This is a genomic window from Candidatus Rickettsia tasmaniensis (assembly GCF_036857515.1).
Taxonomy (GTDB): domain Bacteria; phylum Pseudomonadota; class Alphaproteobacteria; order Rickettsiales; family Rickettsiaceae; genus Rickettsia; species Rickettsia rickettsii.
Genome location: NZ_JAQCNX010000015.1, coordinates 18,894 through 35,218, shown reverse-complemented (window position 1 = coordinate 35,218; position 16,325 = coordinate 18,894). Strand labels below are relative to the sequence as shown.

Below are 16,325 nucleotides of genomic sequence, written 5' to 3'. Positions count from 1 at the left end.
AAATACTGTTAATGCTGACCCATTTACGGTATAAGATATATTTTTAAAAAATTAAAAGATAAAATAGAAATCGTACTTAATTTAAGGTGATTTACTATATTATTCATTTCAACCTCTTAAGGAAGTTAATTCTTAAAATCATTATTTAATAAATAAGATTCGCTATTCATTTCATTTAGTCTTGAAATAGTGCGTTTAAATTCTGCGGCTTGTGCTGAACCTTGATATATTTTATTTGGGTTATCTTCTAGGCTCATAAATAAGAGTATTTTATAGAAATAGGCATTATCGATAAAGTTGATAAATCTAACGGCTGTATTTGTATCGTTAGCATCGATAGTATGAACGTTCCCCACTATAATAACGTTGAAATTTTGGCAAACATTAACATAATCAATATAGCTTAAGTCTCTTGTAAATAATTCATTATAATCTGTTACTAATATTCTTTTATGCACTTTTTGAAAGGATATTTCTCTACCTAGAACCTGTATATTTTGAGGAGCAAGATTATTATCACTAATATCCGTGATAATTTTTTCAAGTTTGTTTTGGTTTTCTAAAGTTAAAGGATAAATTATTCTTGCCTCTTTAACTCCTAACGCTTTATCAAATCGATAATCATGGTGATTATCTAGATATTTAACATAAAATGTATTATTGATTATCTTTATAAAAGGTAAGAAAGATTCTCGTTGTAATCCGTCTTTGTACAGATTATTGGGACTCGTGTTAGAAGTTATAAAAATAAAAATATTTTGCTTTATTAATTCATTAAATAATCTACCGATTATCACTGCATCAGTAATATCTTTAATTTCAAATTCATCTATACATAACACTGTAGTTTGTTTAGCATAGTTTTTAGCAATTTTAGGGATGATATCTTTCTGATTTGCTGTTTGTAATTTATGCATAGATTTATGAATTTCCTGCATAAAGTTCTGATAATGTATTATTATTTTAGGTGTGGTTAATTCTTCAAAAAAAGAATTCATAAGCATAGTTTTACCGCTGCCCACCGGACCATATAAATAAATTCCGCTTTTTAAATTGTTTTGATTAAAGAATTTGAATAAACTTTTAGGCTTATTAAGTGCTGCTGCCAGCTGTTTTAATTCTTCTCGTAAAGCAGTTTGTTTTGAATCTCGTATTAATGAAGTAGAGGATTTAATCATCCAAAATATTTTTTATCTAGTTTGTTATAGGTTTTTTCTAAAATGTCGTTCCTAGCTAAAAGCAGGAATGCTTTGTTGCGTGGATCAATTTCACCTCCGTCATCCCGTGGTTTGACCACGGGATCCAGTGAAAAATGCTAACCTTTAGCATTTTTTTGTTATTTTTGCTAGATTGCCACGCTCCTTTTAGTCGCTCGCAATGACGGTTGTGATTATCATTTCCTACATAAAAGCGTTGCATCGCCGTAGCTAAAAAAACGCATTGCTTCTTTTATAGCATATTTATATAATTCATGCATCTCTTTAAATCCGGCAAAAGCACATATAAGCATAAATAAAGTAGATTTAGGAAAATGGAAATTAGTAAGTAGCATATCGGCTGTTTGAAATTTAAAACCTGGGGTTATGAAAATATCGGTTTCAAAGCTACCTGCTTTTACGATGCCGTTATTGCAAGAACTCTCAAGTGTTCTAAGTGTTGTAGTGCCGACTGCGATAATACGTTTCCCTTCTTGCTTTGCTTTATTGATGATTTCAGCAGTATCAGGAGTAATAGAGCAATATTCGGTATGCATTTTATGTTCATGAATATTTTCGGTTTTTACAGGTAAAAAAGTTCCAGCTCCCACATGTAATGTTAAAAATGTAGTTTGTATGCCTTCTGCCTTAAGCTTATCAAGTATATCCTTTGTAAAATGCAAGCCTGCCGTCGGTGCTGCAACTGAACCTTCTATTTGGCTATAGACAGTTTGATAGCGGTTGTTGTCGTTTTGAGTGTTTGTCATACCGTGGTTTGACCACGGTATCCAGTCATTATTTAAATATTTTTTGGATCCTGTGGTTGTAGCCACGGGATGACATAATGAGTGTGAACGCCTAATATAAACCGGTAGCGGCATCTCACCGTATTTATTTAAGAACTCGAATACAGAAATATCATTAAGCTCAAATTTTACTTTAATCTCACCCATTGCAAGTTTTTCGGTAATAATTACCTTATGATTATCAAAATAAAATTCATCATTTACATGAAGCTTTCGAGCTGGTTTAGCAAAAGCCAACCAACTATCATCTGATAATTTTTGATTCAAATTTATTGTAATATTTTTCCCCAAATTTAACTTTGCTTTTATTACCTTACTATTATTAAAGACTAATAAGTCCCCTTCTTTTAAGTAATCTATTATGTTGTAGAATTTGGTTTTAATAGGCGGCGTAACAGCAATTAGTAAATCTGAGTTATCACGTTCACTAGATGGATATTGTGCGATCAGTTCGTTTGGTAAATCAAAGTCAAAATCAGATAGTTTCATTGTTTAAATATTAGTGGCTAAAAAAGTGATTGTAACAGCATATGACAATATTTAATATAATATTTTAGTTTATTGATTGCTTACTAATAAATCAACTATTTGTTGATAAAATGATTTTTTTCTGTACGATACAAAATACTATCAATTGAATCATTACGGGAAATACTATGATAACCGATTATATAATTAGAAATAAATTTCATGAGATATTAAGCAGTAAAGATATAGAAGAACAGCAAAATATGGGATTTAATAATATATATAAAATAAAAAGATATGAATTTTTTAGAGAAAGTTTTGTCAAAGAATTCAAAGCTTTGATTGAAGATCCAAATACAAATATTTCTAGTGTGTACAATATGGCATACTGCACTGTAGATAAAATAGCAAGATCTCCTGACACTGCTATAGTTAAAGCAATTTGTCAAGGTAATTATGATTTAGTTGATAGTATGTTAACCGCTTTAAATATTGATCCAAATACAGAAGTATATACATTGGAAGGTGAGGCTAAATCTTTTTTATATTTTGCGTGTCATAATAATCAGAAAGGGATAGTAAGGCTTCTACTTGCAAAAGGTGCAAATATAATCCTTGACCACAACAGCGGTATGACCGTTTTTCACACTGCCCTAACAGCTCAACATTTTGATATGGCAGCATTTCTAATTGAAAATGGTGTGGATCCTAATTACGTAACAGGTGACAATATGACTTATTTAGAAATATGTACGTTCCTACACCTAAATATAGCCATGGTAACTAAATTGCTCGCTTATGGTGCTAATATGGAATTTATCCGTTGTGAAAAAAACGCATTTAAAAGTTTAGTAGACCTAACTAGAGAGCTTAATGATAGGAAGCAGAGTATAGATATGGTAAAAGTATTTTTACAATATGGTGCTAATCCGGATATACTCGATCCTGACGGTCAAATGGTCCGTGACAAGGAAGCAATTTATGAACCTCTGAAAGCTCTTTTAACGCTTGAATCCGTATTTCGTAAGAATGATTACAAGAAAATTAAGGCTATTGACAAGAAAGATTTAGCTGCATTTGTTCAATGGAAAGTAGCAATATTACCGGTTGTAAAAGATGTTTCTAAGGATGAGTATATTAAAAGCCTATTAGAACTATATAAATTTTCAAATCAAATGAGTTTGGATTCGGATGATTCTATAAAACAACCATTAATAGAATTAGGAGAAAAGATAGCTAAATTGATACCGCCTTTAGAGTTTTTATACATTTTAAAAATTGAAGATATTATTGATAGTAACGCTACAGATAAGATAAAATTACTTGAGAGTGCAATAAAAGCGATGACAGAGTGCAGACTACTTCAAGTTGAAGCAATAGGAGCAATAGTGGCTCATAATGATTTAGTTTAAAGGTTGAGGCTGGTATTATGTCATTCCTGCTTTCGCAGGAATGACATAATACATGGGTAATACCTCCTCACACTATTAACCCTTTAACTTGAGAGTCCCATAATTTTTGATATAGCTTACTATTTTTTAGTAATTCTGCATGGCTACCGTCATCGATTATACTTCCCTTTTCAAAAACTAAAATTCTATCCATATTGAGTAAAGTAGATAATCTGTGGGCAATGACTATCACGGTTTTATTTTGCATTAAATAATCCATTGACTCTTGAATCAGGCTTTCCGTCTCGCTATCTAAGCTACTTGTTGCTTCATCGAGAATTAAAATAGGAGCATTTTTTAAGATGGCTCTTGCTATGATAATTCTTTGACGCTGACCGCCTGATAAGTTATTCCCCCGTTCACCGCACATAGTATCGTAACCGTCCGGTAGATTATCGATAACATCATGAATATGTGCAGCTTTTGCTGCTTCTATAACCTCCTCAAGAGTAGCTTCTTTTTTCCCGTATCTGATATTGTCCAAAATGGTACGATGAAAAAGCACCGGTTCTTGAGGTATAAGGCTAATGGCTTTTCTTAAGGAATCTTGAGTTACGTTTTTAATATTTTGATTATCTATTAAAATCATTCCTTCTTCTATATCATGTAACCTAGTGAGTAAACTAATAAAAGTGGTTTTCCCTGAACCTGAAAATCCAACTAGTCCTACTTTTTGTTTACTCGGTATTAATACCGATTTATTATAAAATAGATTGTTATTATGATGATAATTAAATGTAACATTTCTAAATTCAATAACCCCTTCTTTGATATCTAATGGAGTAGCGTTTTCAATATCAGTTATAATATGCGGTGCCATTAAAGATAAGCCTTGATTAAATGCCCCGACCTGCTCGAACATATCACCGATTTCTTGTGTTAAATCCCAAATATCGTCTGCTACATTTATACATAATGTTAGCACTAATACGCAATCACCTATGCTTATAGATAATTCGCTACGAAGTTTAGATAAATAATAAATCATTATAAAAATCATTATTGAACAAGAAGTCCCAAGAGCATAACGCAATTTGAACATAAAGAATTGCATAGTCTGCTCATCGGCTACGGCATTTTCTACTCTTGTTTCTAGATGTTGACGTTCAAATTTATGGGCTGTAAACATTCTAACCGCATTAATGTTGCTAATTGCATCTACGATACTACCGGCAACAAAAGATTGGCTTCTAGCATAATTTAATGAATATTTATTGATTTTATCCGAGAAAAGAACACTAAGTCCTAAAAAAACCGTAATCCATAAAATAAATATCGTAGCAAAAACGTAATGTACCGAATATAAAGCAATTAATGCAAATACAATAATAGCGAGTTTACGAAGAATTTTTTCACCGAATATTGAAATAATCATCTCAAACGATCTTGCAGTTTCGGTAATACGATTGCTAATATGTCCTGCTAGATTATCCTGAAAGAATTTATGGCTATGATATTGGGTATAATTATAAAGTTCATTTAGTATTTTCCCTTTTATTACGGGCATAGTCTTGAGATACAAATAATCATATGAACGATATGCTATATTAATACTCTTCCACCAAAGAGCATAAAATACTGCCCAGTAAATCATGGAAGATAAAAGATTATTAGAGTTCTCATCGCTGAAAGATTCTATTAAATCAATGATTTTCTGAAGTAATATACTATCAATCGCCGGAATCATACCGAGTAAAATACAAATTACAGTCAATAAAGTCATTTTAACTTTATCGAATTTTAAAAAATAAATACCTAAGCTAAATGTTGATTTAGATAAAGCAGGGTATTTTATCACGATAATGTACCTCGATTTTAAAATAATATATTAATTCGTGTTATTTTGGAGCATATTTTAATTTAATTATTTTGCAAAAATTTACCTAAAAATATTAAATCTGTGGAAAAATAATAAACAGGCCTTGCTTCTTACCTTAAATAATGCTACAAAATTCAGAAAATAACTTCAACATCATTAGAAATGCAAGAAAAAGAATTATCTAATAATTTTTTAGAAGAACAAGAAAAGTCTAAGGAAGACGATTCTCCGTTCTTTGATGTAAAATATATTTGTCAAGCAAGTTTATTAATTACGGATTCTATCCGAAAAGGGTATGATGTAACGCAATTGCCCAATGGTGATATTAATGTTACAGAAGTAAGAATAGTAAATGTTCATTATAATTGGAACTCCGAAAAAGGAAAATTTGTTAAAACTAATCAGATAGAATTTAATAATAGCAAAGGTGGATGATTAAATCAAATACTGTATACTCGTTTAATTCGAAAAATTGGCTACGTCGTTCTATAAGTACTGTGGTGCTCACGTATTAAGTATACGTTATTACACTGGGAGTATATTTTGTCACAAAGCTTATTATCTTAAAACAGCAGCCTAAATATGGAATTTGATCAAGTATTATTATCAAGGATTCAATTTGCTTTTACCATAAGTTTTCATATAATATTCCCTGCTTTTACTATAGGGCTTGCAAGCTTTTTAGCGGTAATTGAAGGGTTATGGTTAAAAACAAAAAAGCCGGTTTATCAAGAAATATACAAATTTTGGGTGAAGATTTTTGCCGTTACTTTCGGTATGGGAGTAGTTTCAGGCGTTGTAATGTCTTATCAATTCGGTACTAACTGGTCGAATTTTTCAGATAAGGTTGGAAATGTCCTCGGTCCGCTTCTCGGTTTTGAAGTATTTACTGCCTTTTTCCTCGAATCTTCTTTTTTAGGTATAATGTTATTTGGCTTTAATAAAGTCAGTAAAAAAGTACATTTTATTTCTACGTTAATAGTTGCCGTTGGTACTGTAATCTCAGCTTTTTGGATACTTGCAGCTAGTAGCTGGATGCATACGCCTGTTGGTTTTGAACTGCGAGGCGAAGGGTTCTTTTATCCTTTAAATTGGCTAGAAATTATCTTTAACCCTTCTTTCCCATATCGCTTTTTCCATATGATTACGGCGGCTTATTTAACTACTTCTTTTGTTATCGGTGGTGTAGCTAGCTTTTATTTACTAAATAATCGTTATAAAGAGCATGCTAAAATTATGCTTTTTATGGCGGTGTTAATGGCGCTAATCGTTGCACCTATTCAAATAGTTATTGGTGATCTGCATGGTTTAAATACTCTTAAATATCAGCCGGTCAAGGTCTCGGCTATGGAAGGTATTTGGAATACAGAAAAAGGAGCAGCTTTTAATCTTATCGGCTTTCCTGACGGGGAAGAAGAAAAAACAAAATATGCTGTAGAAATACCTTATGCTAGTAGTTTAATCTTAACGCATAGTGTAGACGGTGAAGTGAAAGGATTAAAAGAATGGAAAAAAGAAGAGCGTCCGCCAGTTGCAGTAGTATTTTTTAGCTTTCGTATTATGGTAGGAATCGGTTGCTTAATGGTATTTACAGGTATTGTGGGGTTATATCTTTACTTGAAGAAAAGATTATATACTACGCATTGGTTTCAATATTGGTATATATTAATGTCACCTTCAGGTTTTATTGCAGTACTTGCCGGTTGGTTCGTAACCGAGGTAGGTAGACAACCTTATATAGTATATAATATTTTAAAAACCGTGGATACGGTATCACCGGTACTCGGCAAATATGTATTTATTTCTCTAATTGCTTTTATAGTAGTGTATGTGCTCATTTTCGGAGCGGGTATATATTATATAATGCATTTGATAAAGAAAGGTATAGAAGCGATAGATAATAAAGAAATGTACGGAGAGAGTGGTTTGAATAACCCATTATTAGAAAAGTAATAAGCTTATGTTAAATTTTGCACCTTATATAGATTTACCGCTTGTTTGGGGTGGGCTTATAGCTACCGCTATTTGTTTATATGTTTTATTAGACGGTTTTGATTTAGGAGTAGGAATCTTATTTCCGTTTGCACCTACCGATGATTGCCGTCATAAAATGATCAATTCTATTGCTCCTTTTTGGGACGGTAACGAAACTTGGTTAGTACTTGGCGGCAGTGGTTTATTTGCAGCTTTCCCGTTGGCATATTCGCTATTAATGCCGGCTTTATATATTCCTATTATATTGATGTTAATCGGTCTAATATTTCGTGGTGTAGCTTTTGAATTCCGTTTTAAGGCTCATATAGGTCATCGTTATATTTGGGACTGCGCTTTTCATTTCGGTTCTATGCTTGCTGTTTTTGGTCAAGGTTTAATGCTTGGTACGTTTGTCCAAGGAATAGAGATAGAAGGACGAGAATTTGCAGGAGGGAGCTTTGATTTTCTTACTCCCTTTTCCGTTATGACGGGGATAGCATTAATATTTGGTTATGCACTCTTGGGTGCTACTTGGCTTATTCTGAAAACAGAAAAGACAACACAAGATTGGGCTTATAAATCTGCTTTATATATTTTATTTTACGTTGCACTTTTTATGGGGCTTGTAAGCTTATGGGTTCCTTTCTTAAATAACCACATAAATCATCGTTGGTTTAGTGTACCTAATATTTACTATTTATCTATTGTACCTATTGTAACTGCTTTAATATTTATCAAGTTAATTAAAGCCGTTAAGCAGAAAAAAGAAGTAAAGCCATTTATTTATACGATCTTGTTATTTTTATTAGGATATTTAGGGCTCGCGATAAGCATATGGCCATATATCGTTCCTTATAAAGTTACGCTTGAAACTGCAGCAGCAGCACCGGAGTCACAGTCTTTACTGTTGATAGGGGCTGGGATATTCCTACCTGTCATACTTGGCTACACATTCTATTGTTATTATATATTCCGTGGCAAATCATCTCATCATCCGATATATTAAAAAATTTAAAAAAATAACCTCTTGTCTCAAAGGGTGGCAATGGTTTATTATCCTATGGCTTAGCGGATTATTATCCACATTACTTTTAACTTATGTAGTTAAGCTGGTGTTTAGGGTGATAGTAGGAATATAACCTTGACAAAACGTACTGTTTATAGTACGTTATTAATATTAAGTCTCACTAACTATAAGGAAAAAATAATGGAAATATATAATACAAGCGAAGCAAGAAGTAAGCTTTATAAACTTATAGATTATGTTTCTGATGTACACAAACCTGTTTATATTAAAGGTAAAAGAAATAATGTAGTTATAATTTCAGAAGAAGATTATCGTAATATGGAAGAAACTTTATATTTATTATCTATTCCAAATATGCATAAGTCTATAATTGAAGGACGAGCAGAGCCTATAGCAAAGTGTAGCGATAAATTAAATTGGTAATTTTTTATAAATGTATATAATTCGTTATACTACACAAGCACAAAAAGATGCTAAGAAAATAGTGCAAGCCGGTTTAAAGAATAAAGTAGAAGTTTTATTAAACATAGTTAGTACTGATCCTTGGAAAATTTACCCTCCATATGAAAAGCTCGTTGGTGACTTTAGCGGTTGCTATTCAAGAAGAATTAATATTCAACATAGGTTGGTTTATGAGGTTTATAAACAAGAAAAAGTTGTAAAAATTCTTAGAATGTATACGCATTATGAATAAGTCATTAACTGAAAAAATCTCAGCATTTATTATTACCAAAAATGAATCCGCAAGGGTAGCACGAGCTATAAATAGCGTAAAAAATATTACTGATGAGGTGATAGTAGTCGATAGCGAAAGTACTGATGATACGGTAGCAATAGCTGAAAAATTAGGAGCAAAGGTAGTAATAAAACCGTGGCTTGGTTATGTAGGACAGAAATCTTTTGCCGAAAGCCTTTGCGTAAATGATTGGGTTCTTAATATTGATGCCGATGAGGAATTGTCTAAAGAGTTACAAGACGAAATAGAGTATATTTTTGCCTCTCATAATCAAGATCGTTATTTAGCTTATCAAATAAAGCTGTTAATAATGCATCGTAATGACCAAAAGCCACGAATGTTTGCTCCATTTAATAAATGTGCTCGGTTGTATAATAAAAAATTTGCAAGTTTTGCAAATACCGTAAATAGTACTACTCATGATTCGGTAATATTTAATAAAGATGTTGATTTTGCAGGTAAAATTTATCTATTAAATGAAGCTGCTTATCATTATTCGGGTACTTCAGTTGAGCAGTTGGTCACTAAAGCAAATTTTTATTCTAGCGAGCAAGCAAAAGATTTAGTTAAGCAAGGAAAAAAGCTTTCAAATTTTCGTTTAACAACTGAAATGATATGGTGGTTTTTTAAAGCGTTTTTTATCAGACGCTATTTTGTATTTGGTTTTGACGGTTTTGTAGATTCAATAATTTTTGCTTTTGCAAGATTTCTAAGGCTTACGAAGTTAAGAGAGTCATCGCTTAAATCAAAAAACGTCATTGCGAGCGACTATAAGGAGCGTAGCAATCTCATGAAGTAATATAAAATTCCTGAGATTGCCACGTCGATGCTATGCATCTCTTCGCAATGACGATTTAGAAAATAAAAGATAAATTATGAAAGAAAATTTTAATGTTAGTAAATTAAAAAACGGTTTGACAATTTTAACATATAATATGCCTTATGTTAATTCGGTAGCAATAAATTTAATTGCTAAAGTTGGAGCACGTTATGAGAATGAAGAAGAGGACGGCATATCTCACTTTCTTGAGCATATGGCTTTTAAAGGTACAAAAACTAGAACGGTAAAACAGATAGCGGAAGAGTTTGACTCTATAGGCGGACATTTTAATGCCTATACCGGTCATGAGAATACGGTATATTATGCACGAGTCTTGTCTGAAAATTGTGATAAAGCACTTAATATACTTGCCGATATAATTCAAAATTCTATTTTTGCTGATGAGGAAATAGCTAAGGAATATCAGGTGATCATGCAGGAAATTGCTCATCATCAGGATAATCCAGATGACCTAGTATATGAGAAATTTTATAATAAAGTTTATAGAGAACAACCGTTGGGTAAGTCAATCTTAGGTACTGCTAAAACCCTTGCAACTTTTACGAAAGAACATTTTTTTAATTTTATAGATAAACATTATAATGCTGAAAATCTCTATTTATCAATTGCCGGTAATATGGATCATGATAAAATAGTCATTATAGCAGAACAGTTATTTTCTTCTTTGAAGCAAGGAGTAAAAAGTAGCTTTATTCCGGCAAAATATATAGGCGGAAATGGCTTTATTAATAAGGAGTTAGAGCAAACTAGTTTAGTGCTAGGGTTTGAAGGTACATCATATATTAATTTAGAAAAGCTTTACCAAACCCATCTACTTTCTATAATATTCGGTGGCGGTATGTCATCGCGTTTATTTCAAAGTATTCGTGAGAAATTAGGTTTAGCATATGCAGTAGGTAGTTATAATAGTGCTTATTTTGATAGTGGAGTGTTTACAATTTATGCATCCACTGCACATGATAAATTAGAATTATTATATAGAGAGATTAAAAACGAAATAATAAAAATGACTGAACAAGTAAGCACAGAAGAGATTCTTAGAGCTAAAACACAACTGCGTAGTAATTTACAAATGGCTCAAGAGAAAAATACCTATAAGTCAGAAGAAATAGGTAAAAATTATTCTGTTTTCGGTAAATATATTTCTCCTGAAGAGATTATGGAAATTATCATGAGCATAAAAGCTGATGATATTATTAATACGGCAAATAAAATATTTAGTGGTACTACTACGTCGGCAATTATTGGTCCGAATGATCTTCAGGGATTTTAATGATATGCTTGTGTGGATACCAGAGTCGTCATTGCAAGCGGCCGTAGGCTGCGTGGCAATCTCATGAAATAATAACAAGCTCCTGAGATTGCTTCGTCAATTACTTCGTAATTTTCTCGCAATGACGAGGAAAATGAATTTTGAGACAAATAAATGAAAAACAAATTATATGAAGGTTCAAGTAAAATTTTATATTCTGCCGAAGAAGATTTTTTACTTATAATGGCTTTTTCCGATAAGGCTATTTTAGAAACAGGTGAGACTGTTGATATATCAGGTAAAGGAGTACTTAATAATAATATTTCTTCCTTTCTAATGGATAAACTGGAAATGATCGGCATTGAAAATCATTTTATCGAAAAAATAAATATGAGGGAGCAATTAATTCAATATGTTGAGGTTTTCCCGATACAAGTAATAATATCATCAGTAGCGTGCAGTAGATTTGTAAAAGAATTCGGAATGGATGAAGGGTATGTATTTGATAAACCTATCATTGATTTTAAGGTCCGAAGTCGTGAATTGAAATATCCGATAGTTAATGAGTATCAAATATTAAATTTCGGCTGGTTAACTAGGGATGAAATTAAAGCGGTAAAAGAGCAGGCTTTGCGTATATATGATTTTCTAAGCGGCTTATTTATCGGTGTCGGGATTCGGCTTGTTGAGTGTAAATTAGAATTTGGGCGTGTGTTTAATGGTGAAGAATCTATCATTATGTTAACTGATGAAATTAGTCCGGATAATTGTAGATTATGGCATATTAACAGTAATGAAAAATTGGGATTTGAATTGCTCAAAAAAGAACCAAATAAGGTTTTTGAATCATATCAGCTAATAGCTGATCGTTTAAAAGAAAAATAAATATATTTTTTAAGCGATATATGCTATTTTGGACTGTTTAAGGTTTTATTACAAAGTTCGGCTTTTCGTCATTGCTAGGAAAATTACAAAGTAATTGACGAAGCAATCTCAGGATATTTGACGAGATTGCCACGCAGCCTACGGCTGCTCGCAATGACGATTAGGTGTCTACGCAGGAACAACATTTCTGATTTTTAATAATTTTTTACAGTAAAAAAGATGAAAATACGATTTATTATAATAAGCTTTATAGCTCTAATCCTAGTAGGGTGGGGATATGCTGCCTATAAATTTGAACATCAAAGTAAAGAAAATATTATCTCTATTCTTGATAAATATGAAGAATATATAACTTATGATGCAATAAAAGTTAATAAATATGGATTTAGTGTTACTTTAAATAAAGTAATGTTAAAACCTATAGATTTTTATTTTGATGAAATAGTTATTAGACATATACCGTTTTTGAATATTACAAAAATTGATTCTTACGGAAATAATGTAAAAATTACTACCGCTCAAGATGAAAAAAATATTTTTTACTCACCTGATCATCATACAACAATTTGGTTTATAAAATCTTTGTTTAACAGAGAGCCTGATTATTGGAAATTAAGCTTGAGTGACAATAAATCAACTCTTTATAGTTCTCTAGATGCAGAAAAATTAGCAGAGAGTGATATTAGTAATTCTGTAATTACTAATACTAAGACATCGGATAACCTTAATTTGTTAATTTTGGATGGAAAAAATACTGTTTCTTTTATTTCTGAAAATTACAGAAGAAATTTATATGATAAAATTTTTGAATTTTTAAGAAATCAAATAACTAATGACTCTGATACTGCTTTCTTTGAGTATGGTTTGACAAAGTTAGATATATTGAATTTACCTATTTCTTACAATTCCAAATTAAAACTAAAATATAGTGATGAGTTAGTAGCTCTTGGGAAATTATTAATTCAAAATTTTTCTCTAGATCAAAAGCAAAATGAGAATATGCATGCTGTTATTTTTATGCAGATGTTAGGAGAATTAGTAAAAGGTAAGCCGTTTTTATTTGCTTGTGATATTGAAAGAAAAGGAAAAGTAGAAAGTAATTTATATAAATTAAATATAGAAAAAGATAAAATTTTTGATTTTGCTTTAAATATTAAATCTACTATAGAACCTTCTGAAGCATACCAAAAAACGGCAGCTGAAGCTTTAGGAAGCTACTTTAGTAATGGTTTAAACAAAAGAGCTGAGTTAGATAAAATTTTTAAACTAACTAGCCCTATTACCCAAGAAGATGGGGAAAGAGTAATGGGTGTTTTTGCAAAAATAAATAATTCCGAATTTAATTTAAAAGGTAAGTTTGAGCCTGAAGCAAAAAAATTATCCGGTAAAACTAATCTTGTAATGGATGATTTTAATTTTGCTATTGATATTGATATGCCTACTATAGATAATCCTCTGAATCTAGAAAGCGTAATAAAATTATCGGATCCGAGTGCAGTTATAAATAATTTTGTGCATTATACTAATAATGCTATTGTACCGGTGCTTAATAAAATAGAAGATTCTAAGGAATTTGCTTTAAATCTAGGAAAACAATCTTCAGTAATAAAGCAATACGGCTTTAGGGCAATAGAAGTTTTTAGTAAAAATTCTGAATTAAAAGATGGTGAATCTTTAGTAGTTGATGTAAAAAGTAAAGACGCCGGACTAACCTTTAACGATAAAGCTATTGATCAGATCCTTAGTGATGCAAGAGTATTAGAATTTATGAATGCCATGGCTATGATAGATCAAGAAAGAAAGTAGTCTAAGTGTCATTCCTGCAAAAGCAGGAATGACATAAGAGCTACGAGATAAGGTCTACAAGTAAAAAATTTGAAGAAAAAATAAGTTATAAAAGAATGATTAATATTTCCTTTCCCGATGGGAGTATAAAACAATTTGCAAAAAACATTACCGCCTATGAAGTAGCAAATGCAATTTCAATGTCACTTGCTAAAGCAGCAATGGTTGCTGAAATAAACGGTGAGCTTCAAGACTTAAGTATCGTAATTGAAAATGATTGCAAGCTTCGTATCTTAACTGCGAAAGATCCTGAATGTCTCGAGATAATAAGGCACGATGCGGCACATTTAACAGCAGAAGCAGTAAAGGAACTATTCCCTGAAACTCAGGTAACGATTGGTCCTGCAATTGAAAACGGTTATTATTACGATTTTGCTCGTGATACACCTTTTACCACTGATGATTTAGCCGTTGTAGAAGCTAAAATGCAAGAACTTTCACAAAAGAACGAGAAAGTAACAAGAGAGCTATGGGATAGGGATAAAGCCGTAGAGTTTTTTAAATCGATAGGAGAGCATTATAAAGCCGAAATTATTGCTTCGATTCCGGCAGGTGAGCCAATTACTTTATATAGGCAAGGTAATTTTATTGATCTATGCCGAGGTCCGCATGCTCCTTCTACAGGGGTTGTTAAGCATTTTAAGTTGATGAAAGTTGCAGGAGCGTATTGGCGAGGTGATAGTCGTAATGAGATGTTGCAGCGTATATACGGCACTGCTTGGGCCACGAAGGAGCAGCTAGATAGTTACCTCTTGATGCTTGAAGAAGCCGAAAAGCGTGATCATAGAAAGCTTGGGCGTGAGCTTGATTTATTCCACTTCCAAGGAGAAGCTCAAGGAATGGTATTTTGGCATGATAAAGGCTGGAGTATATATAATACCATTGAGCAGTATATTAGGAAAAAGATTCGTAAAAACGGTTATACCGAAGTTAACACTCCTGTTTTGGTCGATAAAAGCCTTTGGGAAGCTTCAGGACATTGGGACAAGTTTCGTGATGATATGTTTACGTTAGAAACAGACGACAAGACATTAGCTTTGAAGCCGATGAGCTGTCCTTGCCACGTGCAGATTTTCAAACAAGGTATCAAGAGTTATCGTGATTTACCTCTTCGTATGTCGGAGTTTGGTTTGTGCCATCGTAATGAGGCGTCCGGTGCGTTGCACGGTTTAATGAGGGTGCGGAGTTTAGTGCAAGACGATGCACATATATTTTGTGCTGCGGAACAAATTACCGATGAAACGGTTAGTTTTTGTAAATTACTGACTGAAGTTTATAAGGATTTCGGCTTTACTGATATAAAGGTAAAATTCTCTGATCGTCCTGAAATCAGAGCAGGGAGCGATGAAGTTTGGGATAAGGCTGAGAATGCTTTAAAAGAAGCAGTAGAACAAGCAGGGTTTACTTATACACTAAACCCGGGCGAGGGGGCATTTTACGGTCCGAAGCTTGAGTTTGTATTAACCGATGCGATAGGCCGGCAATGGCAATGCGGTACGCTTCAGATGGATTTTGTTTTGCCGGAGCGGTTAGACGCTAGCTATGTTGCAGCAAGCGGAGAGAAAAAAAGACCCGTAATGCTACATAGAGCGATCCTTGGCTCACTTGAGCGTTTTATTGGTATATTGATCGAAGAATATGCAGGTAGGTTTCCGCTTTGGCTTGCACCAGTGCAGGTTGCTATTGCAACTATTACCAGCGATTTGAACGATTACGCTTTGGAAGTGCAGAAAGCTTTAATTGATAACGGGGTAAGAACGGATTTTAATATCTCACCTGATAAAATTAACTATAAGATTCGTGAGTTTTCTAATCAAAAAATACCAGTGATTGCAGTAATCGGTAAACAAGAGCAAGAAAATAAACAAGTAGTGATTAGAAGGCTCGGAACTACTGACCAAGAAGTATTATCGGTTGAGCAGTTAATAGCTGTGGTTAAAGAAGAGAATGAGAAATATTTGTAGATTTTAAATCTAAAGGATGATATAAGATAATAATATGTATCATAGGGATATGATATCCCAA

14 protein-coding genes are annotated in these 16,325 nt (G+C 32.5%); 11 read left to right on the top strand and 3 right to left on the bottom strand.

Annotated elements, in window-relative coordinates; translation table 11 throughout:
* Positions 1–125 precede the first annotated feature (125 nt).
* On the bottom strand, positions 126–1,178 hold the full coding sequence (zapE, locus tag O6R16_RS04085; RefSeq protein ID WP_499680126.1) for a cell division protein ZapE: 1,053 nt from the start codon (positions 1,176–1,178) through the stop codon (positions 126–128).
* Between the two features lie 215 nt (positions 1,179–1,393).
* On the bottom strand, positions 1,394–2,491 hold the full coding sequence (gene queA, locus O6R16_RS04080) for a tRNA preQ1(34) S-adenosylmethionine ribosyltransferase-isomerase QueA (RefSeq protein WP_499680125.1): 1,098 nt from the start codon (positions 2,489–2,491) through the stop codon (positions 1,394–1,396).
* 167 nt (positions 2,492–2,658) lie between these two features.
* Between queA and O6R16_RS04075 the strand changes: the two genes are divergently transcribed.
* Positions 2,659–3,882 (top strand): ankyrin repeat domain-containing protein, encoded by a 1,224-nt coding sequence (locus O6R16_RS04075; RefSeq protein WP_499680124.1) that lies wholly within the window; start codon positions 2,659–2,661, stop codon positions 3,880–3,882.
* A gap of 67 nt (positions 3,883–3,949) precedes the next feature.
* On the opposite strand, the gene O6R16_RS04070 is transcribed toward O6R16_RS04075, so the two are convergent.
* Positions 3,950–5,719: an ABC transporter ATP-binding protein gene (locus tag O6R16_RS04070; protein WP_499680123.1), complete on the bottom strand. Its 1,770-nt coding sequence runs from the start codon at positions 5,717–5,719 to the stop codon at positions 3,950–3,952.
* 183 nt (positions 5,720–5,902) lie between these two features.
* Here O6R16_RS04070 and O6R16_RS04065 point away from each other — a divergent pair, with 183 nt between their 5' ends.
* The 10 genes from O6R16_RS04065 (at position 5,903) to thrS (ending at position 16,264) form a co-directional block, all read left to right on the top strand.
* On the top strand, positions 5,903–6,175 hold the full coding sequence (locus O6R16_RS04065; RefSeq protein ID WP_010976947.1) for a DUF2671 domain-containing protein: 273 nt from the start codon (positions 5,903–5,905) through the stop codon (positions 6,173–6,175).
* A 147-nt stretch (positions 6,176–6,322) separates the two neighbouring features.
* Positions 6,323–7,693 (top strand): cytochrome ubiquinol oxidase subunit I, encoded by a 1,371-nt coding sequence (locus tag O6R16_RS04060; protein ID WP_499680122.1) that lies wholly within the window; start codon positions 6,323–6,325, stop codon positions 7,691–7,693.
* A 7-nt stretch (positions 7,694–7,700) separates the two neighbouring features.
* Positions 7,701–8,720 carry a cytochrome d ubiquinol oxidase subunit II gene (cydB, locus tag O6R16_RS04055; RefSeq protein ID WP_499680121.1) on the top strand — a complete coding sequence of 340 codons (1,020 nt, stop codon included), beginning with the start codon at positions 7,701–7,703 and terminating at the stop codon, positions 8,718–8,720.
* A 201-nt stretch (positions 8,721–8,921) separates the two neighbouring features.
* Positions 8,922–9,164, top strand: coding sequence for a type II toxin-antitoxin system Phd/YefM family antitoxin (locus O6R16_RS04050; protein WP_004996433.1), 243 nt, complete (start codon positions 8,922–8,924; stop codon positions 9,162–9,164).
* A gap of 10 nt (positions 9,165–9,174) precedes the next feature.
* Entirely contained in the window at positions 9,175–9,435 is a 261-nt protein-coding gene (locus tag O6R16_RS04045) for a Txe/YoeB family addiction module toxin (protein ID WP_012152537.1), read from the top strand.
* Positions 9,428–10,276 (top strand): glycosyltransferase family 2 protein, encoded by an 849-nt coding sequence (locus O6R16_RS04040; protein WP_499680120.1) that lies wholly within the window; start codon positions 9,428–9,430, stop codon positions 10,274–10,276. Before O6R16_RS04045 ends, O6R16_RS04040 begins: the two co-directional genes overlap by 8 nt.
* Positions 10,277–10,352: 76 nt before the next feature.
* A complete protein-coding gene (locus tag O6R16_RS04035) occupies positions 10,353–11,591 on the top strand; it encodes a M16 family metallopeptidase (protein ID WP_499680119.1) in 1,239 nt (412 codons plus the stop codon).
* Positions 11,592–11,744: 153 nt separating this feature from the next.
* Positions 11,745–12,455, top strand: coding sequence for a phosphoribosylaminoimidazolesuccinocarboxamide synthase (locus O6R16_RS04030; RefSeq protein WP_499680118.1), 711 nt, complete (start codon positions 11,745–11,747; stop codon positions 12,453–12,455).
* 219 nt (positions 12,456–12,674) lie between these two features.
* On the top strand, positions 12,675–14,261 hold the full coding sequence (locus tag O6R16_RS04025; RefSeq protein ID WP_499680117.1) for a phosphoribosylaminoimidazolesuccinocarboxamide synthase: 1,587 nt from the start codon (positions 12,675–12,677) through the stop codon (positions 14,259–14,261).
* Positions 14,262–14,356: 95 nt separating this feature from the next.
* On the top strand, positions 14,357–16,264 hold the full coding sequence (thrS, locus tag O6R16_RS04020) for a threonine--tRNA ligase (protein ID WP_499680116.1): 1,908 nt from the start codon (positions 14,357–14,359) through the stop codon (positions 16,262–16,264).
* The last annotated feature ends 61 nt before the right edge of the window (positions 16,265–16,325 follow it).

Bases quoted from the DNA above. Each gene is read 5' to 3' on its own strand.
- zapE (WP_499680126.1), bottom strand. From the start codon at position 1,178: ATGATTAAATCCTCTACTTCATTAATACGAGATTCAAAACAAACTGCT.
- queA (WP_499680125.1), bottom strand. From the start codon at position 2,491: ATGAAACTATCTGATTTTGACTTTGATTTACCAAACGAACTGATCGCA.
- O6R16_RS04075 (WP_499680124.1), top strand. From the start codon at position 2,659: ATGATAACCGATTATATAATTAGAAATAAATTTCATGAGATATTAAGC.
- O6R16_RS04065 (WP_010976947.1), top strand. From the start codon at position 5,903: ATGCAAGAAAAAGAATTATCTAATAATTTTTTAGAAGAACAAGAAAAG.
- O6R16_RS04060 (WP_499680122.1), top strand. From the start codon at position 6,323: ATGGAATTTGATCAAGTATTATTATCAAGGATTCAATTTGCTTTTACC.
- cydB (WP_499680121.1), top strand. From the start codon at position 7,701: ATGTTAAATTTTGCACCTTATATAGATTTACCGCTTGTTTGGGGTGGG.
- O6R16_RS04050 (WP_004996433.1), top strand. From the start codon at position 8,922: ATGGAAATATATAATACAAGCGAAGCAAGAAGTAAGCTTTATAAACTT.
- O6R16_RS04045 (WP_012152537.1), top strand. From the start codon at position 9,175: ATGTATATAATTCGTTATACTACACAAGCACAAAAAGATGCTAAGAAA.
- O6R16_RS04040 (WP_499680120.1), top strand. From the start codon at position 9,428: ATGAATAAGTCATTAACTGAAAAAATCTCAGCATTTATTATTACCAAA.
- O6R16_RS04035 (WP_499680119.1), top strand. From the start codon at position 10,353: ATGAAAGAAAATTTTAATGTTAGTAAATTAAAAAACGGTTTGACAATT.
- O6R16_RS04030 (WP_499680118.1), top strand. From the start codon at position 11,745: ATGAAAAACAAATTATATGAAGGTTCAAGTAAAATTTTATATTCTGCC.
- O6R16_RS04025 (WP_499680117.1), top strand. From the start codon at position 12,675: ATGAAAATACGATTTATTATAATAAGCTTTATAGCTCTAATCCTAGTA.
- thrS (WP_499680116.1), top strand. From the start codon at position 14,357: ATGATTAATATTTCCTTTCCCGATGGGAGTATAAAACAATTTGCAAAA.